At 67.7% G+C, this 19876-nt stretch carries 20 protein-coding genes; 8 read left to right on the forward strand and 12 right to left on the reverse strand.

Annotation, left to right across the window (positions count from 1 at the left end):
- Nucleotides 1-19: 19 nt before the first annotated feature.
- The 8 genes from A5645_RS10530 to A5645_RS10565 form a co-directional block, all read right to left on the reverse strand.
- Complete coding sequence (locus A5645_RS10530; RefSeq protein ID WP_231123253.1) at nucleotides 20-310, reverse strand: WXG100 family type VII secretion target; 291 nt, start codon at nucleotides 308-310, stop codon at nucleotides 20-22.
- 89 nt (nucleotides 311-399) lie between these two features.
- Entirely contained in the window at nucleotides 400-1002 is a 603-nt protein-coding gene (locus tag A5645_RS10535; RefSeq protein ID WP_065129460.1) for a DUF1707 SHOCT-like domain-containing protein, read from the reverse strand.
- 95 nt (nucleotides 1003-1097) lie between these two features.
- Nucleotides 1098-1883: an enoyl-CoA hydratase family protein gene (locus A5645_RS10540; RefSeq protein ID WP_065129461.1), complete on the reverse strand. Its 786-nt coding sequence runs from the start codon at nucleotides 1881-1883 to the stop codon at nucleotides 1098-1100.
- A complete protein-coding gene (locus tag A5645_RS10545) occupies nucleotides 1883-3049 on the reverse strand; it encodes an acyl-CoA dehydrogenase family protein (protein WP_036364360.1) in 1167 nt (388 codons plus the stop codon). The genes A5645_RS10540 and A5645_RS10545 overlap by 1 nt, the downstream gene beginning before the upstream one ends.
- A complete protein-coding gene (locus tag A5645_RS10550) occupies nucleotides 3046-5025 on the reverse strand; it encodes an ATP-binding protein (protein ID WP_065129462.1) in 1980 nt (659 codons plus the stop codon). The genes A5645_RS10545 and A5645_RS10550 overlap by 4 nt, the downstream gene beginning before the upstream one ends.
- A gap of 5 nt (nucleotides 5026-5030) precedes the next feature.
- Nucleotides 5031-6626, reverse strand: coding sequence for an acyl-CoA carboxylase subunit beta (locus A5645_RS10555; RefSeq protein ID WP_065037146.1), 1596 nt, complete (start codon nucleotides 6624-6626; stop codon nucleotides 5031-5033).
- A 25-nt stretch (nucleotides 6627-6651) separates the two neighbouring features.
- A complete protein-coding gene (locus A5645_RS10560) occupies nucleotides 6652-7800 on the reverse strand; it encodes an acyl-CoA dehydrogenase family protein (RefSeq protein ID WP_065129463.1) in 1149 nt (382 codons plus the stop codon).
- On the reverse strand, nucleotides 7797-9479 hold the full coding sequence (locus A5645_RS10565) for an acyclic terpene utilization AtuA family protein (protein WP_155767959.1): 1683 nt from the start codon (nucleotides 9477-9479) through the stop codon (nucleotides 7797-7799). Before A5645_RS10565 ends, A5645_RS10560 begins: the two co-directional genes overlap by 4 nt.
- 248 nt (nucleotides 9480-9727) lie before the next feature.
- On the opposite strand from A5645_RS10565, the gene rpmF reads away from it, so the two are divergent.
- The 5 genes from rpmF (at nucleotide 9728) to A5645_RS10590 (ending at nucleotide 14315) form a co-directional block, all read left to right on the forward strand.
- Nucleotides 9728-9901, forward strand: coding sequence for a 50S ribosomal protein L32 (gene rpmF, locus A5645_RS10570; RefSeq protein ID WP_036364355.1), 174 nt, complete (start codon nucleotides 9728-9730; stop codon nucleotides 9899-9901).
- Nucleotides 9902-9955: 54 nt separating this feature from the next.
- Nucleotides 9956-10642, forward strand: coding sequence for a two-component system response regulator MprA (gene mprA, locus A5645_RS10575; protein ID WP_065129465.1), 687 nt, complete (start codon nucleotides 9956-9958; stop codon nucleotides 10640-10642).
- 80 nt (nucleotides 10643-10722) lie between these two features.
- Entirely contained in the window at nucleotides 10723-12180 is a 1458-nt protein-coding gene (locus A5645_RS10580) for a HAMP domain-containing sensor histidine kinase (protein WP_253866938.1), read from the forward strand.
- A 60-nt stretch (nucleotides 12181-12240) separates the two neighbouring features.
- A complete protein-coding gene (locus tag A5645_RS10585; RefSeq protein WP_172830511.1) occupies nucleotides 12241-13770 on the forward strand; it encodes a S1C family serine protease in 1530 nt (509 codons plus the stop codon).
- Nucleotides 13770-14315, forward strand: a complete 546-nt coding sequence (locus tag A5645_RS10590) for a MogA/MoaB family molybdenum cofactor biosynthesis protein (protein ID WP_065037151.1) — start codon at nucleotides 13770-13772, stop codon at nucleotides 14313-14315. The genes A5645_RS10585 and A5645_RS10590 overlap by 1 nt, the downstream gene beginning before the upstream one ends.
- An 8-nt stretch (nucleotides 14316-14323) precedes the next feature.
- Here the strand turns inward: A5645_RS10590 and mscL are convergent, their stop codons facing one another.
- The 4 genes from mscL to A5645_RS10610 form a co-directional block, all read right to left on the reverse strand.
- Nucleotides 14324-14785 (reverse strand): large-conductance mechanosensitive channel protein MscL, encoded by a 462-nt coding sequence (gene mscL, locus A5645_RS10595; RefSeq protein WP_065037152.1) that lies wholly within the window; start codon nucleotides 14783-14785, stop codon nucleotides 14324-14326.
- Between the two features lie 66 nt (nucleotides 14786-14851).
- Nucleotides 14852-15520 (reverse strand): SAF domain-containing protein, encoded by a 669-nt coding sequence (locus A5645_RS10600; RefSeq protein ID WP_065129466.1) that lies wholly within the window; start codon nucleotides 15518-15520, stop codon nucleotides 14852-14854.
- A gap of 65 nt (nucleotides 15521-15585) precedes the next feature.
- Nucleotides 15586-15912 carry an FmdB family zinc ribbon protein gene (locus A5645_RS10605; protein ID WP_065129467.1) on the reverse strand — a complete coding sequence of 109 codons (327 nt, stop codon included), beginning with the start codon at nucleotides 15910-15912 and terminating at the stop codon, nucleotides 15586-15588.
- A 71-nt stretch (nucleotides 15913-15983) separates the two neighbouring features.
- Nucleotides 15984-16580, reverse strand: a complete 597-nt coding sequence (locus tag A5645_RS10610) for a 5-formyltetrahydrofolate cyclo-ligase (protein ID WP_065129468.1) — start codon at nucleotides 16578-16580, stop codon at nucleotides 15984-15986.
- A gap of 88 nt (nucleotides 16581-16668) precedes the next feature.
- Between A5645_RS10610 and A5645_RS10615 the strand changes: the two genes are divergently transcribed.
- Genes A5645_RS10615 through A5645_RS10625 form a run of 3 tightly spaced genes read left to right on the forward strand, consistent with a single transcriptional unit; the run spans nucleotide 16669 to nucleotide 19584 of the window.
- Nucleotides 16669-17586: a UTP--glucose-1-phosphate uridylyltransferase gene (locus A5645_RS10615; RefSeq protein ID WP_065129469.1), complete on the forward strand. Its 918-nt coding sequence runs from the start codon at nucleotides 16669-16671 to the stop codon at nucleotides 17584-17586.
- A 48-nt stretch (nucleotides 17587-17634) separates the two neighbouring features.
- Nucleotides 17635-18915 carry a molybdotransferase-like divisome protein Glp gene (gene glp / locus A5645_RS10620; RefSeq protein ID WP_065037157.1) on the forward strand — a complete coding sequence of 427 codons (1281 nt, stop codon included), beginning with the start codon at nucleotides 17635-17637 and terminating at the stop codon, nucleotides 18913-18915.
- Nucleotides 18916-18930: 15 nt separating this feature from the next.
- Nucleotides 18931-19584, forward strand: coding sequence for a GNAT family N-acetyltransferase (locus tag A5645_RS10625; protein ID WP_065129470.1), 654 nt, complete (start codon nucleotides 18931-18933; stop codon nucleotides 19582-19584).
- Nucleotides 19585-19876: the final 292 nt, after the last annotated feature.

Genomic DNA, 19876 nt, shown 5'->3' on the forward strand with positions numbered 1-19876 from the left:
GTAAGAGTCATTGTCAGGGTCATCGCAGTGATGCGGCGTTGCGCTGGTCAAGCTCGGCGCACTCGGCGGCGGCGGTCCGCATGCCATCGGCATGTTCGGCGATGCGGTGAAGGTGGCTCACACCGGCGGCGGCCCACCGATCCAGCAATCCCGTCAACGCCGCCGCCGACGAGCCCACCCAACCGCGTTGCGCACCGTCGGCATCATCGTGGCAGAGTTGCTGCACCGCCAGCAGCGACTGCCCATGGTCCGCCAATTGGTTACCGATGTGGGACAGCACGTCGGGGTTCGCCCGCAACTCTCGCGCCACAGCAACCCGCTTTCGCCGATGCCAATGTTCGGCGGAAGTGTGGCACCGCAGACAACGCCGGGCCACTCACTCGGAGCGGCCCGTGTTGATTACTTGCGCGGCTTGCGAGGCTTGCGCTTGATGCCGACGCCGCCCCACAGGGAGAACCCGCGGATCTTCACCTGAGGTGCACCCGGCGAGCCCTCGCCGACGACCGCGTGGTCAAAGTTGCCCATCACGCCGCGCCCCTCGATCTCGACGTTGACCTCCGGCGGCAGCAGGATCGTTTGCGCGCCCATGATCGAGTACGCGTGAATTTCGACCTGCGTCGAGGTGAAGTCGGCGTACCGCAGATCCACCACGCCGTTGCCCCACAGCGTGAACGTGGTCAGCTTCTTCGGCACGTTCCACCGGCCGCGGCGCTCGAACCCGCTCATGATGGCCAGCAGCAACGTGGATGGCGCCGGGTTGCACTGGCCCCCGCGGCGCGGGCTCACGGCTGCGCCGGGCAAATCGGCACGCAGCTGGTCGAGCTCCTGGTACGTGGTAGCCGCGTAGGCCTTGGTTAGCCGATCTTCGTACTCATTGAGCTGCAGGCGGCCTTGCTCGGCCGCGTACGCCAGCAACTGCGCAATCTGGATGCGATCGGTGTCCTCCGCGCGCGACAGGCCGTCACGCGCGGTTTCTAGGTCACGCTGGGCTGGGTTGGTCATCTCACCCGCGAGCTTACGACTTCAAGATTTTGCTGCAAGGGGTGTTGGCTAAACTGCAACGTTCGCACGGCCCCAGCGCCTGTCGCGCGGTCGCGTCACGAAGAGGAAACCCAGCTCGGAGGCCGTTTTTGCAGGAACGCCAGCATGCCCTCGCGGGCTTCGCTTGAAACGAACAACCGCGCCGACTCCTCGGTAAGTCGCTCCGCATCGCGGTCGAACCCGGCCAGGATCGCGGCGGTGGTCAGCGCCTTGGACGCCGCCAGGCCCTGCGGCGACCCCCGACCAACGTCGGCGACCAGACCGGCCACCGCGGCGTCCACGTCCTCGGCGGCCAGCGTCACCAAACCGATCTCGGCGGCTTCGCTGGCGCCGAATGTTTCGCCGGTGAGGTAATAGCGTGCCGCCGCGCGCGCGGACAGCTTCGGCAGCAACGTCAGCGAGATGATGGCCGGCGCGACGCCGATACGAGCCTCGGTCAAGGCAAACGTGCTGCGCGGTCCCGCGACGACCATGTCGCAGGCGCCGACGAGGCCGAACCCGCCGGCCCGCACGTGTCCGTTGATGGCACCGATCACCGGGCGCGGCGACTCGACGATGGCGCGCAGCAGCGCGGTCATCTCCCGCGCCCGCGCCACCGCCAAGTCGTATGGATCACCCCCGCCCGCCTCGCTCAGGTCCGCGCCCGCACAGAAGGTGCCACCGGTGTGGCCCAGCACCACGACCCGTACCACCGGGTCCGCCGCGGCGTCCCGCAAACCCTGGTGCAGTTGGCTCACCAGCGTGGTCGACAGCGCGTTGCGGTTGTGCGGGGAATTCATCGTCAGACGGGCCAGCGGGCCGCCGGTCTCGGCCGGGCCCGCGTATTCGACGAGGGTGTCCATCAGTAGCTTCGGGGCAGGCCCAGCGACGTCTGCGACACGAAGTTCAGCACCATCTCGCGACTGATCGGCGCGATCCGGGCCAACCGCGACGCGGTCAGCATTGCCGCCACGCCGTATTCCTTGGTCAGTCCGTTGCCGCCCATCGACTGCACGGCCTGGTCGACGGCGCGGGTCGACGCCTCGCCCGCCGCGTACTTGGCCATGTTCGCGGCCTCGGCCGCGCCGCCGTCGTCGCCGTGGTCGTAGAGCGTCGCGGCCTTCTGCATCATCAGCTTGGCCAGCTGCACCTCGATGTGGCACTGCGCCAGCGGGTGCGACAAGCCCTGGTGCGCGCCGATCGGCGTTCCCCACACCTGGCGTGTCTTGACGTATTCGACGGCCTTGCCGAGGGCGAACCGGCCCATCCCGACGGCGCTGGCCGCGCCCATGATCCGTTCGGGGTTCAGGCCGGCGAACAGCTGAGCGATGGCGGCGTCCTCGGCGCCCACCAGCGCGTCCGACGGCAGTCGCACGTCGTCCATGAACACCTGGAACTGGCGCTCGGGGCTGATCAACTCCATCTCGATCGGTGTGTAGGTGAAGCCGGGCGCGTCGGTGGGCACCACGAACAACGCCGGACGTAGCTTGCCGGTCTTGGCTTCCTCGGTGCGCGCCACCACCAGCACCGCCTGGGCCTGGTCGATGCCGGAGATGTACACCTTCTGGCCCTTGAGCAGCCAGTCGCTGCCGTCACGCCGCGCGGTGGTGGTGATCTTGTGTGAGTTCGATCCCGCATCCGGCTCGGTGATGGCGAACGCCATCGTCAAGGTGCCGTCGGCGATGCCGGGGATCCAGCGCTTCTTCTGCTCCTCGGTGCCGAACTTGCTGATGATGGTTCCGTTGATGGCCGGGGACACCACCATCAACAGCAGGGCGCTGCCCGCGGCCGCCATCTCCTCCATCACCAGCGAGAGCTCGTACATGCCCGCGCCGCCGCCCCCGTACTCTTCGGGAAGGTTCACCCCGAGGAAGCCGAGTTTGCCTGCCTCAGCCCACAATTCGTCGGTGTGTTCCTGGGCGCGCGCCTTCTTGAGGTAGTACTCGGCGCCGTAGTTGGATGCCCACTCGGCGACCGCCTTGCGCAGCGCCTGACGGTCCTCGCTCTCGATGAAGCTGGTGTCGCTCATGACGGATCTCCTTCTGCTTCAGGCGCATCCACTCTGGCGAGGATTGCACCTACTTCCACTTGCTGGCCGGTCGTGACGTTGATTTCCGCGAGCACGCCATCGGTGGGCGCGGTGATGGTGTGCTCCATTTTCATCGCCTCCAGCCAGATCAGCGGCTGGCCGGCGGTGACGCTGGCACCCTCCTCGGCACCGATCCGGATGACGTTGCCCGGCATGGGCGCCACCAGCGACCCTTGCTCGACGGCCGAACCCGGTTCGGGGAAGCGGGGCAACGCGACCAGGTGCACCGGCCCGCGTGCCGAGTCGACGTAGATGTCGTCGCCGACGTGTGCCACCGCAAAGCTGAATGCCACGCCGTTATCGGCGAGCACCACTTCGTTCGGCGATGCCGAGACCAGTTGCACGGCCGGATCGTCGGGCAACGCCAGAGCGGTTCTGGTGAAACGGTATTGGACGTGTTGTTCAGCGTCCGCGTCGTCGCGGTAGGTCTTGGTTTGGAATCCTGACGGCAGGTTCCGCCAGCCGCTGGGGACCCCGCGCAGGATTCGGGCGGTGGCGCGGTTGTGTGCGGCGTCGGCCAGTGCGGCCGCGATCGCCGAAAGCCGCACCGTTGCGGCGTCGGCTAGCGGTGCCGAGAGTTCGGTCAGGCCGTGTGTGTCGAAAAACGCTGTGTCCGTGGCACCGTCGAGGAAGGCCGGGTGGCGTAGCACGTTCACCAGCAGTTCGCGGTTGGTGCGCAGGCCGTGCACCTGCGCGCGGGCCAACGCGTCGGCGAGCACCAGCGCCGACTGTCGGCGGGTCGGTGCGTAGGAGATGACCTTGGCCAGCATCGGGTCGTAGAAGATCGACACCACCGAGCCGTCGACGATTCCGGAATCCAGCCGGATCCCGGTCCGGCGCTCTAGGGTGGTGAACTCGGTGCGCACCGAGGGCACGTGAATCCGGTGCACCGTGCCGGCCTGCGGTTGCCAGCCGTGCGCGGGGTCTTCGGCGTAGAGCCGGACTTCGATCGAATGACCCTGCGCCGCAGGAGGTTCCGCGCTGAGCCGGCCGCCGCCGGCGACCTCGATCTGCAGTTCGACGAGGTCCAGACCGGTGGTTTCCTCGGTCACCGGGTGCTCGACCTGCAGCCGGGTGTTCATCTCCAGGAAGAAGAATTCGCCGTTGTCGTCGGCGAGGAACTCGACCGTGCCGGCGCCGGTGTAGCCGATCGCGGCGGCGGCCAGGCGGGCGGCCTCGAACAATTTGGCGCGCATTCCCGGAATCCGCTCGACCAACGGCGACGGCGCCTCTTCGATCACCTTCTGATGACGGCGCTGAATGGAGCATTCCCGTTCCCCGACCGCCCAGACCGTGCCATGGGTGTCGGCCATGACCTGCACCTCGATGTGGTGACCGGTGGGCAGGTAGCGCTCACAGAACACCGTCGGGTCACCGAACGCCGATTGCGCTTCGCGTTGGGCCGCCTCGACTTCGCCGGACAACGCGGACAACTCCCGCACCACCCGCATGCCCCGTCCGCCGCCTCCGGCGGACGCCTTGACCAGTACCGGCAGCTGCGTCTCGGTGACGGTTTCGGGGTCGAGCTCCTCGAGCACCGGCACCCCGGCGGACGCCATCATCTTCTTGGACTCGATCTTGGACCCCATCGCGCGCACCGCATCCACCGGCGGTCCGATCCAGGTCAGACCCGCCTGTTGGACGGCCGCGGCGAATTCGGCGTTCTCCGAGAGGAAGCCGTAGCCAGGATGGATAGCGTCGGCGCCTGCGGCACGGGCGGCGTTGATGATCGCCTCGGCGTTGAGGTAGTCGTTGGTCTGCGCCAACCGCACCCGGGCGTCCGCTTCGGCGACGTGCGGGGCAGCGGCATCCGGGTCGGTGTAGACGGCGACGGTGCCCAGGCCCAGCCGCCGGCAGGTGGCGAACACGCGTCGGGCGATCTCGCCGCGGTTGGCGACCAGCACTCGAGTAAGCATGGGACTCACATCCGGAAGACGCCGAAGTTCGACGTCCCCTTGATCGGGCCATTGGCGATGGCGGACAAACAGATTCCCAACACGGTGCGGGTGTCGCGCGGGTCGATCACCCCGTCGTCGTAGAGCATCCCGGACAGCACCATGGGCAGCGACTCGGCCTCGATCTGGCCTTCGACGGCGGCCCGCATCGCGGCGTCGGCCGCCTCGTCGACCTGTTGGCCGCGGGCTTCGGCCGCCGCTCGGGCCACGATCGACAGCACGCCCGACAATTGGGCCCCGCCCATCACCGCGGACTTGGCGCTGGGCCAGGCGAACAGGAACCGGGGATCGTAGGCGCGCCCGCACATGCCGTAGTGGCCCGCGCCGTAGGAAGCACCGATCAGTAGCGAGATGTGCGGCACGGTCGAGTTCGACACGGCATTGATCATCATCGAGCCGTGCTTGATCATGCCGCCCTCTTCGTAGTCCTTGCCCACCATGTAGCCGGTGGTGTTGTGCAAGAACAACAGTGGCGTGTCGGAGCGGTTGGCCAGCTGGATGAACTGGGTGGCCTTCTGGGATTCCTCGCTGAACAGCACACCGCGAGCATTGGCCAGGATGCCGATCGGATAACCGTGCAACTGCGCCCAGCCGGTCACCAGGGAGGAGCCGTACAGCGGCTTGAACTCGTCGAATTCGGAGCCGTCGACGATGCGGGCGATCACTTCGCGTGGATCGAACGGGATGCGTAGATCGGCAGGCACGATACCGATCAGCTCCTCGGCGTCGAACAACGGCTCGGTCACCGGATTGGGCTGCGGGCCCTGCTTCTTCCAGTTCAGTCGAGACACGATGCGGCGTCCGATGCGGATCGCGTCGGGCTCGTCGACGGCGAAGTAATCCGCCAAACCCGATATGCGGGCATGCATTTCGGCGCCGCCGAGCGACTCATCGTCGGACTCCTCACCGGTGGCCATCTTCACCAGCGGGGGACCGGCCAGGAACACCTTCGAGCGTTCCTTGATCATCACGACGTGGTCGGACATGCCGGGAACGTAGGCGCCGCCCGCCGTGGAGTTGCCGAAAACCAGTGCGATGGTGGGGATTCCGGCAGCAGATAGCCGGGTCAGGTCGCGGAACATGCGCCCGCCGGGGATGAAGATCTCTTTCTGGGTGGGTAGGTCGGCGCCGCCGGATTCCACCAGCGAGATGACGGGAAGCCGGTTCTCGAAAGCGATTTGGTTGGCGCGCAGAATCTTCTTCAGCGTCCAGGGATTGCTGGTGCCGCCTTTGACGGTGGGATCGTTGGCGACGATCATGCACTCGACGCCGGCTACGACGCCGATGCCGGTGACCGTGCTGGCGCCGACTTTGAACGGGCTGCCCCAGGCTGCCAGTGGGCTCAACTCCAGGAACGGCGAGTCCGGGTCCACCAACAGCTCGATGCGTTCCCGGGCCGTCAGCTTGCCGCGGGCATGGTGGCGTTCCACATATTTAGGACCGCCGCCCTCGACGGCGTTGGCGAATTCGGCGGCGATCTCGTCAAGCTTGGTGGTCGCGGCGGCTGCCGCCTCGGCGAAGGTGTCGGCGTTCGGGTCGAGCGTGGACCGCAAGACGGTCATGACCACCTCCCGCGATTCAGAACGGTCATGACTGGTAGCCAAGCAGCTTGGCCGCCAACGCGGTCAGAATTTCCGTGGTCCCGCCGCCGATGCCGATGATCCTCATGTCCCGGTATTGGCGTTCGATCTCCGATTCGGCCATATAGCCCATGCCGCCGAACAATTGGACGCCCTGGTTGGCCACCCACTCGCCGGCCTCGACGGCGGTGTTCTTGGCGAAACAGACCTCGGCGATCAGGTTCGTCTCGCCGGCCAGCTGCCGCTCCACCACGTGCCGGGAGTACACCCGGGCGACGTCGATGCGACGGGCCATCTCGGCCAGCGTGTTCTGCACGGCCTGCCGCGAGATCAGCGGGCGGCCGAAGGTTTCCCGGTCGCGACACCATTGCGCGGTGATGTCCAGGCAGCGTTGCGCGCTCGAATACGCCTGCGCAGCAAGCCCGATACGTTCGGAGACGAATGCCTGAGCGATCTGGGCGAAGCCGCTGTTCTCCTCACCGACCAGGTTGGTCACCGGCACCCGCACGTCGGTGTAGGAGAGCTCGGCGGTGTCTGAGGATCGCCAGCCCATCTTGTCCAGCTTGCGGGTCACCTCGAAACCGGGTGTGTCCTTGTCGACCACCAGCAACGAAACCCCGCCCGCGCCAGGGCCGCCGGTACGTACCGCGGTGACGACGTAATCGGCGCGGACCCCGGAGGTGATGTAGGTCTTGGCGCCATTGACCACGTAGTGGTCGCCGTCGCGGACCGCGCTGGTGCGCAGGTGACCGACGTCGGAACCGCCGCCGGGCTCGGTGATGGCCAGGGAGCCGATCTTCTCGCCGGCCAGCGTCGGCCGCACGTAGGTCTCAATCAGCCGCTCGTCCCCGGAGGCAATAATGTGCGGCACCGCGATGCCGCAGGTGAACAGCGATGCGAACACCCCACCCGGCGCGCCGGCCTCGTGCATCTCCTCGCAGATGATCACCGCATCGGCGCCGTCACCGCCGCCGCCGCCGGCCGACTCGGGAAAGTTGGCGCCCAGCAGACCCGCGTCGCCGGCCCGCCGGTGCAGGTCGCGCGGCAACTCGCCGCTGCGTTCCCACTCGTCGATGTGCGGCAGAATCTCCCGTTCGGCGAAGGAGCGCACCGTTTTTCGCAGCTGCTCACGCTCCGGTGTGGCCCACAGATTCATAACAGCCCTTCTGGAATATCGACGTGGCGGCTGCGCAGCCATTCGCCCAGCCCCTTGGCCTGCGGGTCGAAGCGCGCTTGGTAGGCGACGCCTTGCCCGAGGATTCCCTCAATTACAAAGTTCACCGCCCGAAGATTGGGCAGCACGTGCCTGGTCACCGGCAAGTCGGCCGCTTCGGGAAGCAGTTCCTTGAGCAGCTCGACGGTCAGTGTGTTGGCCAGCCAGCGCCATTGGTCCTCGGTGCGCACCCAGACACCGACGTTGGCGGACCCGCCCTTGTCACCGCTGCGGGCGCCGGCGATCAAACCGAGCGGCGCTCGCCGGGTCGGTCCGGCCGGCAGCGGTTCGGGCAGCGCCGGTGTCTCGGCCGGCTCCAAAGCCAACGTCTCTGTGGCGGGCGCGATTTCGCTTCTTGCGCCATCGGGGTGGACCGCGATGTGCGGCACCAGGCCGGCGTCGACGTAGCCGGGGGTGAACACTCCGTACACCTGGCCGTCGCCGGGAGGGGTGGTGGCGGTGAAGCCCGGATAGCTGGCCAACGCCAGTTCCACGGCGGCGCCGGAGAATTTGCGTCCCACGTTGGCGGGATCGGGATCGCGCACCACGCAGCTGAGCAGCGCGCTGGCGGCCTCTTCGGTGTCGGCGTCGGGGTGGTCGGTGCGCGCCAGCGTCCATTCCAACTCGGCGGGCTTGACCGTCAGCGTGGCTTCGAGTTGGCGCCGCACCAATTCCGCCTTGGCTTCGATGTCCAATCCGGTCAGTACAAACGTCATCGCGTTGCGGAACCCGCCGATGCTGTTCAGCGACACCTTCAGGGTGGGCGGCGGCGGTTCACCCACGACTCCGCTGATCCGGACACGGTCGGGTCCGTCGGCCGACAGCTCGATGCTGTCCATCCGGGCCGTCACGTCGGGGTTGGCGTACCGGGCTCCGGTGATTTCGTAGAGCAGTTGCGCGGTGACGGTGTCGACGCTGACCAGGCCGCCGGTGCCGGGGTGCTTGGTGATGACGGAGGATCCGTCGGCGTTGACCTCGGCCAACGGGAAGCCGGCGTACGTCAGGTCCGGTATCTCGGTGAAGAAGGAGAAGTTGCCGCCGGTGGCCTGCACGCCGCACTCGATGACGTGGCCGGCGACGACAGCGCCGGCGAGCTGGTTGTAGTCGGTGCGGCCCCAGCCGAAGTGCGCCGCCGCAGATCCGACGATCACCGAGGCGTCGGTGACCCGGCCGGTCACCACCACATCCGCCCCGGCATTGAGGCAGTCCGCGATGCCCCAGCCACCCAGATAGGCGTTGGCCGTCAGCGGCGAACCCAGTCCCAACTCAGCCGCCCGCGCCTGCAGATCGTCGCCTTCGACATGGGCTACCCGTGCCGGCACGCCCAGCCGCTCGGCCAGGGCGCGCACCGCGTCGGCCAGGCCGGCCGGGTTCAAACCGCCGGCGTTGGCCACGATGCGCACGCCGCGCTCGTGAGCCAGGCCCAGGCACTCCTCGAGCTGGGTGAGGAAGGTCTTGGCATAGCCGCGGTCGGGGTTCTTCATCCGGTCACGACCCAGGATCAGCATGGTCAGCTCGGCCAGATAGTCGCCGGTGAGGAAGTCCACTTCGCCGCCGGTGAGCATCTCGCGCATGGCGGACAACCGGTCACCGTAGAAACCGGAGCAGTTCGCGATACGCACGGCACCAGACTCGGCGGCCAATGCGTCCTCCCTCCATTGGGATGCGCGGCGAGCGCAGTCGAGGAACCAACCAACCGGTAGGTTAGCGGGTGGCACGGTTGCCCCGCCAACTGGCTCGGCGCCCGCCGTCATTTTGGCGACCGGCGGCTCACCGACTACCCTTGACGACAACTGTCGCCGTTCGACCGTCCAGGTCATGAAGCGCGACACACCCGTCCGTAATCCCGACCGAGGAGTTAGGCCCGACCATGGCCGTACCTAAGCGCAGAATGTCGCGCTCGAACACCCGCAGCCGGCGCTCGCAGTGGAAGGCCACCTCGACCGAGTTGGTCGGCGTCACGGTGGCCGGCCAGAAGCACAAGGTGCCTCGCCGCCTGCTCAAAGCCGCCCGCCTCGGCCTTATCGACCTCGACAAGCGTTAGTACCTCGGCGCGCCTCTCAGGCCGCTCTCAGGCGTTCGTACGAAACTAGGCGACGTGCGAATACTTGTCGTCGACGACGATCGCGCAGTGCGCGAGTCGCTGCGCAGGTCTCTTTCCTTCAATGGCTATTCGGTTGACCTGGCCCACGACGGGGTCGAGGCGCTCGAGCTGATCGCCAGTGACCGGCCCGACGCGCTGGTCCTGGACGTGATGATGCCGCGGTTGGACGGTCTGGAAGTGTGCCGTCAGCTGCGCAGTACCGGCGACGACCTGCCGATTCTGGTGCTCACCGCCCGCGACTCGGTGTCCGAGCGCGTTGCGGGGCTGGACGCCGGTGCCGATGATTACCTGCCCAAGCCGTTCGCCCTCGAAGAGCTGCTGGCGCGGATGCGGGCGTTGCTGCGGCGCACCAAGCCCGACGACGCCGCGGACTCGGTGGCGATGACCTTCTCCGATCTGAGCCTGGACCCCGTCACCCGTGAAGTGATCCGCGGGCAACGCCGCATCAGTCTGACCCGCACTGAGTTCGCGCTGCTGGAGATGCTGATCGCCAACCCGCGGCGGGTCCTGACCCGCAGCCGGATTCTGGAAGAGGTGTGGGGATTCGACTTTCCCACCTCGGGTAATGCCCTCGAGGTTTACGTCGGGTATCTGCGCCGCAAGACCGAGGCCGAGGGCGAGCCGCGGCTGATCCACACCGTGCGCGGGGTGGGTTACGTGCTACGCGAAACGCCGCCTTGATACTTCGGCTCCGCCGTCCTGGCCGGGTGAGGCGCGCGCCATTGCGGGCCACCAGCTCGCTGTCGCTGCGGTGGCGGGTGATGCTGCTGGCGATGTCCATGGTGGCGATGGTGGTGCTGCTGATGTCGTTCGCCGTCTATGCGGTGATCTCGGCCGCGCTGTACAGCGATATCGACAACCAGCTGCAGAGCCGGGCGCAGTTGCTGATCGCCAGCGGCTCGCTGGCCGCCGACCCGGGCAAGGCGATCGAAGGCACCGCCTACTCGGATGTCAACGCGATGCTGGTGAACCCCGGCAAATCGATCTACACCGCCAACCAGCCGGGCCAGACGCTGCCGGTCGGCACGCCGGAAAAGGCGGTCATCCGGGGTGAATTGTTCATGTCCCGGCGCACCGCGTCCGATCAGCGCGTACTCGCCATTCATCTGCCCAACGGCAGCTCGCTTCTGATCTCCAAGAGTCTGAGGCCGACCGAAGCCGTGATGGGAAAACTGCGCTTTGTGCTGTTGATGGTCGGGGGCGTCGGTGTTGCGGTCGCCGCGGTGGCCGGCGGCATGGTCACCCGGGCCGGGCTGCGTCCGGTCGGTCGCCTCACCGAAGCGGCCGAACGTGTCGCGCGCACCGACGACCTGCGGCCCATCCCGGTGTTCGGCAGCGACGAACTCGCCAGGCTCACTGAGGCGTTCAATCTGATGTTGCGGGCATTGGCCGAGTCGCGGGAACGTCAGACGCGACTCGTCACCGACGCCGGACATGAATTGCGCACCCCGCTCACGTCGTTGCGCACCAACGTCGAACTGCTGATGGCCTCGATGGAGCCGGGGGCGCCGCGGTTACCCGAGCAGGAGATGGTGGATCTGCGCGCCGATGTTTTGGCCCAGATCGAGGAATTGTCAACTCTGGTAGGCGATTTGGTCGATCTCACCCGCGGTGACGCCGGTCACGCGGTGCACGAGCCGGTCGACATGGCCGACGTCATCGACCGTAGCCTGGAACGAGTTCGTCGGCGCCGCAACGACGTTCACTTCGACGTCGATATCATCCCGTGGCAGGTCTACGGCGACACGGCCGGGTTATCGCGAGCCGCCCTGAATCTCATGGACAATGCGGCCAAATGGAGTCCGCCGGGCGGTCACGTGGGAGTGGTGCTGCGCCAACTGGACCCATCACACGCCGAACTGGTGGTGTCGGATCAAGGTCCCGGCATCCCTCCGCAGGAGCGGCGTCTGGTGTTCGAGCGCTTTTACCGCTCGACATCGGCGCGCGCGATGCCCGGGTCCGGCCTCGGACTGGCAATCGTCAAACAGGTCGTGCTCAATCACGGAGGATCGTTGCGCGTCGAGGACACCGATCCGCGCAAACAACCGCCAGGCACATCGATTTTCGTGTTGCTTCCCGGTCGCCCGATGCCCGCCCCGGCGTACCCGGCCGAGGTCGGCGACGCGGAGGATCACCCGTCGGCAACATCTGATCAGCCCGACTCCGGGGACGACGCGGACTCACGGGGTTCGGCGAACGTCATCTCAGTCGATTCTTAGTTCGCGCACGCAAGGTGGTTGTGCAGTTAGTGTTAAAGACCAAAGCGATGCAAGCAAGGCATGCGCGAGTCGGCCTTACCAAGCCCCCGAAGTAGAGAAGAGCGTTCTAGCGTCATGACGAATCACCCGAGGTATTCGCCACCGCCGCAGCAGCCTGGTTACGGCGCCGCGCCCAACCAGCCGGTGCCCCCTGCCTACGCCCAGGGGCAGCAGCACTACAACCAGCAGTTCGATTGGCGCTATCAGTCGTCGCAACAGCCGCAGTACCGCTCCTCCTACGATCCGCTCAGTGGTACGGGCGTGGGTGCGATACCCGGCCACACCGGCTCGGGTCCGATACCGGGCAGCACAGGCACGCATGCGATACCCACCGGCACCGGCTCGCATCCGATCCACACCGGACCGGGTCCGATTCCCGGCGGGACCGGGCCGGGGCCCATGCCGGGGATGATGCCGCCGCCGATGGGACCGCCGCCGCGTCGGCGCCGGTCCGGGGGGCTGATCTTTGGTGCGCTGGCCATCGCGGTGGTGTCCGCCGGTATCGGCGGAGCGGCGGCGACCGTGGTGGAGTTGGGCCACACGACCGGCGGCACGCCCGGTACGACGGTCGCCTCGGGCGGCGCGCCCAGCGTTCCGGCAGCCAACATGCCGCCGGGCTCGGTCGAGCAGGTGGCCGCCAAGGTGGTGCCCAGCGTGGTGATGCTGGAGACCGACCTGGGTCGGCAATCCGAAGAGGGCTCGGGCGTGATCCTGTCGGCGGACGGGCTGATCCTGACCAACAACCACGTCGTTGCGGCGGCCGCCAAGCCGCCCGCGGGCAGCCCTCCGCCCAAGACGACGGTGACGTTCTCCGACGGCCGCACCGCCCCCTTCTCGGTGGTCGGTGCCGATCCCACCAGCGATATCGCCGTTATCCGGGTGCAGGGCGCGTCCGGTCTGACGCCGATCGCCATGGGCTCGTCATCCGGCCTGCGGGTCGGCCAGCCGGTCCTGGCCATCGGATCGCCGCTCGGCCTGGCAGGCACCGTGACGACCGGGATCGTCAGCGCGCTCAACCGGCCGGTGTCCACCACCGGTGAGGCCGGCAACCAGAACACGGTCCTCGACGCGATCCAGACCGACGCCGCGATCAACCCCGGTAACTCCGGGGGCGCGCTGGTGAACATGAACGGGCAGCTGATCGGGATCAACTCGGCCATTGCCACCCTGGGTGCGGACTCCGGTGATGCCCAGAGCGGCTCGATCGGCCTGGGCTTCGCGATTCCGGTCGACCAGGCCAAACGCATCGCCGACGAGCTGATCAGCACCGGCAAGGCGTCGCACGCCTCGCTCGGGGTGCAGGTCACCACAGACAAGGGAGTACCGGGTGCCAAGGTGATGGAGGTCGTCGGCAACGGCGCGGCCGCCAACGCCGGGGTACCCAAGGGAGTCGTCGTCACCAAGGTCGACGACCGCACGATCAACAGCGCCGACGCGTTGGTGGCCGCCGTTCGTTCGAAGGCACCGGGTGACAAAGTGACGCTGACCTATCAGGATCCGGCCGGCGGTACCCGCACGGTGCAGGTGACGCTCGGGAAGGCAGAGCAGTGATGAACGCGGAGGGTCAGCTGTCTGACCTCGGATATACGGTGGCACCCATGGAACAGGGTGCGGAGTTGGTGGTGGGCCGGGCTCTGGTGGTCGTTGTCGACGACCGCACCGCGCACGGCGACGAGGACCACAGCGGCCCGTTGGTCACCGAACTGCTCACCGAGGCCGGCTTCGTGGTCGACGGCGTGGTGGCGGTCGAGGCCGACGAGGTCGAGATCCGCAACGCGCTGAACACCGCGGTGATCGGCGGGGTGGACTTGGTGGTGTCGGTCGGCGGCACCGGGGTGACGCCGCGCGACGTCACTCCCGAGGCCACCCGCGAAATCTTGGACCGGGAGATCCTGGGCATTGCCGAGGCCATCCGTGGCTCCGGCCTGTCCGCGGGCATCACGGACGCGGGCCTGTCGCGCGGGCTGGCTGGTGTCTCGGGCAGCACGCTGGTGGTGAACCTGGCCGGCTCCCGCTACGCCGTGCGCGACGGGATGGCCACGCTGAATCCGCTGGCCGCCTATATCATCGGGCAGCTGTCCAGCCTGGAGATCTGACTCCGAAGCTAGGCGTCGGCGCGCGGCCCGTAGTTGGGTGGCGGTGAAACCTCGGGCGCTTCGTGGGAGCCGTGCTTTCCGGTGGAGGAATCGCCGTTGGTCTGGGCGAGCAGGTCGCGGATCTCTTGCAGCAGGACCACCTGCGCGTCGTCGGCCTGTTCGACCTCGCCCTGCTTGCGCATCCTGCTGTACGGCAATACGACCAGGAAGTACACCACCGCCGCGACCAGCAGAAAGTTGATCGCCGCCGCGAGCACCACGTTGAGGTTGATGTAGAAGGCGCCGGCAACGTGAATGTTCAGGGCGCCGATATTCGGATCTTTGCCAACACCGATCGAACTGACCAGCGGCTTGATGATGCTGTCGGTGAAGGCCGTGACCAACGCCGTGAACGCCGTACCGATGACCACCGCGACGGACAGGTCGACGATATTGCCCCGCGAGAGAAACTCCTTGAACCCTTTGAGCATGAGGACGTCCCTTCCTGGACTGGACCGAGTTTGCTATCGGTCACGTGCCCAACGGTGGCAACGCGCTCAATGCAAGGTCAACGTCACCGCCTGACCCAGCGCCGAGCCCGCCACCGTGTTCGCCACGCGCGCCGGCAGCGCAACCAACACTACGCGGTCACCCTCGCTGGACTGCAGCCTTGACTTGGCCGACACGAGCACCACGATTGCGTCGGTGGCGATGACCCTGCTCACCGCGGGTGCCAACGGCTGCGGTTCGTTGGCAGGCGCGGCAAGCACATCGACCACGTCGCCGACCCGGATCAAGTCGACGAGCGCGTCGTCGGTCAGATGCAGCGGCACGATCCGTGCGCCGGGCCCGGCGGTGGACTCGGCCAGCCGGCTGTTGAGCAGTCGGACGTCGGTGAAGACCTCGCCGCGGCGGGTCGCGCCGGCCAGCGTCGCGCCGAGCACCGCGTGCGGGTCCGCTTGGGAGCCGTCGGGAACCGTTGTGGCCAAACGGCTTTCGACTCGCACGTCAGCGGCGGTGAGTGCGGTACCCGGCCCGAGGTCGCGCGCGGCGACCAGCACGTCGACGCGATCGCCTTCCGGATTGGACCGCAGCGCGGCAACACCGGCCAAGACGACGAGTCCGCCGGCGGCCACCCGTCGGGCCAGTAAGGTCCGGGTCCAGTCCGGACGCCATACCGTCGAGATACGGCTGAGCAGCGACGGATTCAGCGTCGGTTCACGCACGCGGTCACCGTAGGCACAGTGGACCGTCGATTGCTGCCGGCCGAAGGAAGTGTGTGGATAACCGCTTAGGTGGACGCGGCGGCGGTGGCGGAGGCGGTCTTCTCGCTCGAGCCGGACGATTTGCTGTCGCTCGAGCTCGAACTCGAACCGGAGCCGGAGTCGCCCGAGGACGAGCCGTTGGTCGAGCTGCTCTCTTTCTTGCCGTTCTTGCCGGATTCGCGGCTGTCGGTGCGGTAGAAACCGCTGCCCTTGAATACGACTCCGACCGAGTTGAAGAGCTTGCGCAGCCGACCGGAGCACTGTTCGCAGGTGGTCAGCGCGTCATCGGTGAAGGCCTGCACCTTGTCGAAGCGGTGGCCGCATTCGGTGCACGCGTAGCTGTACGTCGGCACAAAAACCTCCGGTGGTCATCAAGTCTGACTTAGCACTCTACCGTCTCAAGTGCTAGAACCGCCACGTGACGTCACTCATTCCCGATCGGCAGGGCGATTAATCCTCGTCCCGGAGTGAGCGCGTGTGTCATCGGCACATCGTGTGGCTCGCTGGGCAACTCGTCGACCAGCTCATCGTCGCGCACCACTGCGACCAATCGCGCGCGCGGGTCGCGGGCGGCCAGCGACCGGTCGTAGAAGCCGCGACCGCGGCCCAGCCGCACGCCGCGGCGGTCGACCGCCAAAGCTGGTACCAGTGCCAGGCTGGCCTCGCCCAGGGCCGCTCCCGGCAGCCAGGGCGGGGCCGGCTCGAGCAACCCCCACTGCGCTGACACCAGCCCGCCCGGTCGGTATTCGGCCCACTGCAACGGCAACGGCGTGTCGTCGACCGAGGTGCGGGCAATCGGCAGCAGCACCCGGCCCGCGCGGCGCAGCAACGCGTCGAGCATGTCGAGCGAGCCGGGCTCCGAGCCCACCGGCACGTAAGCGCAGACGGTGCTGTGCGGGTCTACCAGCTGCTCCAGGTGGTGAATGAGCTTGGCGGCGTCGACGGCGCGCACGTCGTCGGGTATTCGGCGCCGGGCCGCCGCGAGCCTTTCCCGCAATGCGGCCTTGCTTGCGGTGCCCATGGGGTCAACGATGACAGACCCGGGCCGGACCCTCGTTTTCAACGCCGAACAATGGTTACCCAGCCGGTGAGAGATATGGTGTGAATCGATGTCAAACCCCTCAGCCTCACGAGCTCCGGTCCCGTTCACGGCGATCGTCCCTGCCGCTGGCCTCGGCACGCGTTTTCTGCCCGCGACCAAGACGGTGCCCAAAGAGCTGCTGCCCGTGGTCGACACGCCCGGCATCGAACTGGTCGCCGCGGAGGCGGCCGAAGCCGGTGCCGAGCGTCTGGTGATCATCACCTCCGAAGGCAAGGACGGCGTCGTCGCGCACTTCGTCGAGGACCTGGTGCTGGAGGGCACGCTCGAGGCCCGCGGGAAAAAAGCCATGCTGGCCAAGGTCCGGCGCGCTCCCGCGCTGATCAAGGTCGAATCCGTCGTGCAGGCCGAACCGCTCGGGCTGGGGCACGCGATCAGCTGTGTGGAGCCCACCCTGGCCGCGGACGAGACCGCCGTGATGGTGCTGCTGCCCGACGACCTGGTGCAGCCGACCGGCGTGCTGGAGACGATGTCGCAGGTGCGCGCCGAGCGCGGCGGCACGGTGTTGTGCGCCATCGAGGTGCCCCCGGAGGACATCAGTGCCTACGGCGTCTTCGACGTCGAACCGCTTCCCGACGGCGGTGACGACGTCTTGCGAGTCAAGGGAATGGTCGAAAAGCCCAAGGCCGCCGACGCCCCTTCGCCGTATGCGGCGGCCGGACGCTACGTGCTCGACCGCGCCATTTTCGACGCGCTGCGCCGCATCGACCGCGGCGCCGGCGGTGAAGTACAGCTCACCGACGCCATTGCGCTGCTGATATCCGAGGGTCATCCGGTCCATGTGGTCGTGCACCGCGGATCCCGACACGACTTGGGAAATCCCGGCGGCTACCTCAAGGCTGCGGTTGACTTTGCATTGGATCGTGACGACTACGGCCCGGAATTGCGGCGGTGGTTGGTAGCGCGATTGGGCCTGACCGAACAGTAGCCGGCACGCCGGCGTCGGGTTCGGGCCCGCACGGCAGGAAGGCGCACGGTGCGTTCTGTAGAAGAGCAACAGGCCCGGATATCGGCCGCCGCGGTGGCCCCGAGGCCGATCAAGGTTGCCATAGCCGAAGCGCAGGGACTGTTGTGCGCCGAGGAAGTCGTGACCGAACGACCGCTACCCGGGTTCGACCAGGCCGCTATCGACGGCTACGCGGTGCGCAGCGTCGACGTCCTGGGTGTGGGTGATGCGGGCACGCTCGAAGCGGTCGCCGATGACGGTGGTGTCGAGGGTCGCGACGGGGTGGTTCTGCCGGTGATGGGAACCATCGAGGCCGGCGCGCGCACGCCCAGCAGGCTGCAGCCACGCCAGGCCGCCCGCGTGCAGACCGGCGCGCCGCTGCCGACGCTGGCCGACGCGGTGCTGCCGCTGCGCTGGACCGATGGCGGGATGAATCGGGTCCGGATCCTGCGCGGGGCGCCGTCGGGCGCGTATGTCCGACGCGCCGGCGACGACGTGCAACCGGGTGATGTCGCAGTGCGGTCGGGGACGATCATCGGCGCCGCCCAGGTGGGGCTGCTGGCCGCGGTCGGCCGGGAACGGGTGTTGGTGCATCCGCGTCCACGGGTATCGGTGATGGCCGTCGGCGGTGAGCTGGTGGACATCTCCCGCAACCCGGGCAATGGCCAGGTGTACGACGTCAACTCCTACGCGCTGGCGGCGGCCGCGCGCGACGCCGGCGCCGAGGTGAACCGCGTCGGAATCGTCAGCAACGACCCTAGGGAACTCGGCGAGGTCGTCCAGGGACAGCTGAACCGGGCCGAGGTGCTGGTGATCGCGGGCGGGGTTGGCGGCGCGGCGGCCGAGGCGGTCCGGGCGGTGCTTTCCGAACTCGGCGATATGGAAGTGGTGCGGGTCGCGATGCACCCGGGCTCGGTTCAGGGCTTCGGGCAGCTGGGCCGCGATGGTGTGCCCACTTTCCTGTTACCGGCCAACCCGGTGAGCGCGCTGGTGGTCTTCGAGGTGATGGTCCGGCCGCTGATCCGGCTGTCGCTGGGCAAGCGTCATCCGATGCGGCGGATCGTGCAGGCCCGCACGCTGTCGCCGATCACCTCGGTCGCCGGGCGCAAGGGGTACCTGCGCGGCCAGCTGATGCGGGATCAGGAGAGCGGCGAATACCTGGTGCAGGCCCTGGGCGGGGCGCCGGGGGCGTCGTCGCATCTGTTGGCCACCCTTGCCGAGGCGAACTGTCTGGTCGTGGTTCCCAGTGGCGCGGAACAGATTCGCACGGGCGAGATCGTCGACGTTGCCTTCCTGGCTCAGCATGGCTGAGCCCGCCTTGGTCTCGTGAATCTGTTGCGGTCCAGCTCCCGGCATCCCGGCTGGCCGATGAGCGTGGGACCGCTGCGTGTCGACGCCGGGGTCATCCGGTTGCGGCCGGCCCGGATGCGCGACGGGGCTCAGTGGAGCCGCATCCGGCTGGCCGACCGCGCGCTGCTGGAGCCGTGGGAGCCCAGCGCCGACGGCGACTGGACCATGCGGCATACGGTGGCCGCGTGGCCGGCGGTGTGCTCTGGGTTGCGCGCCGAGGCGCGCAAGGGCCGGATGCTGCCGTTCGTGATCGAACTGGACGGACAGTTCTGTGGGCAACTCACCATCGGCAACGTCACCCACGGCGCGTTGCGTTCGGCCTGGATCGGCTACTGGGTCTCCAGCGAGTGCACCGGCGGCGGGGTGGCCACCGGCGCCGTGGCGCTCGGGGTCGACCACTGCTTCGGGCCGGTGATGCTGCACCGGGTCGAGGCCACGGTTCGGCCGGAGAATGCGGCCAGTCGCGCGGTGCTTGCCAAGGCCGGGTTCCGCGAGGAAGGGCTGTTGCGCCGTTACCTGGAGGTGGACCGGGCCTGGCGGGACCACTTACTGGTGGGGCTGACCGTCGAAGAGGTCTACGGCTCGGTGGCGTCGACGCTGGTCCGTGCCGGACGCGCTAGCTGGGTCTGATCTTCCGGGGTATGTGGCCGCGCGGCGTAAAACTGCGTGCCACTGCGTCGAGTGTCACGCCATCGCGACGCTCGACGCTGACGGCCACTCTGGGGTGACGCTCGGCGTAAGCGGTGGTCGATTGGTCGCGCCCGGGACGCGCCATCTTGAGGAAACCGAAATAAAAGTGTGGCTAGCGTGACATATGTGGCGTGTGATGCTTGGAAAAGCGAAATTACAGGTGTGTAATTGCCCTGGTCGCAGTGACCGGGCCCGCGCTGGCCAAAGATGAGGCCTCGCGGGGGAGCGGAAC

Source organism: Mycobacterium asiaticum (assembly GCF_001673635.1).
Classification (GTDB): Bacteria; Actinomycetota; Actinomycetes; order Mycobacteriales; family Mycobacteriaceae; genus Mycobacterium; species Mycobacterium asiaticum_C.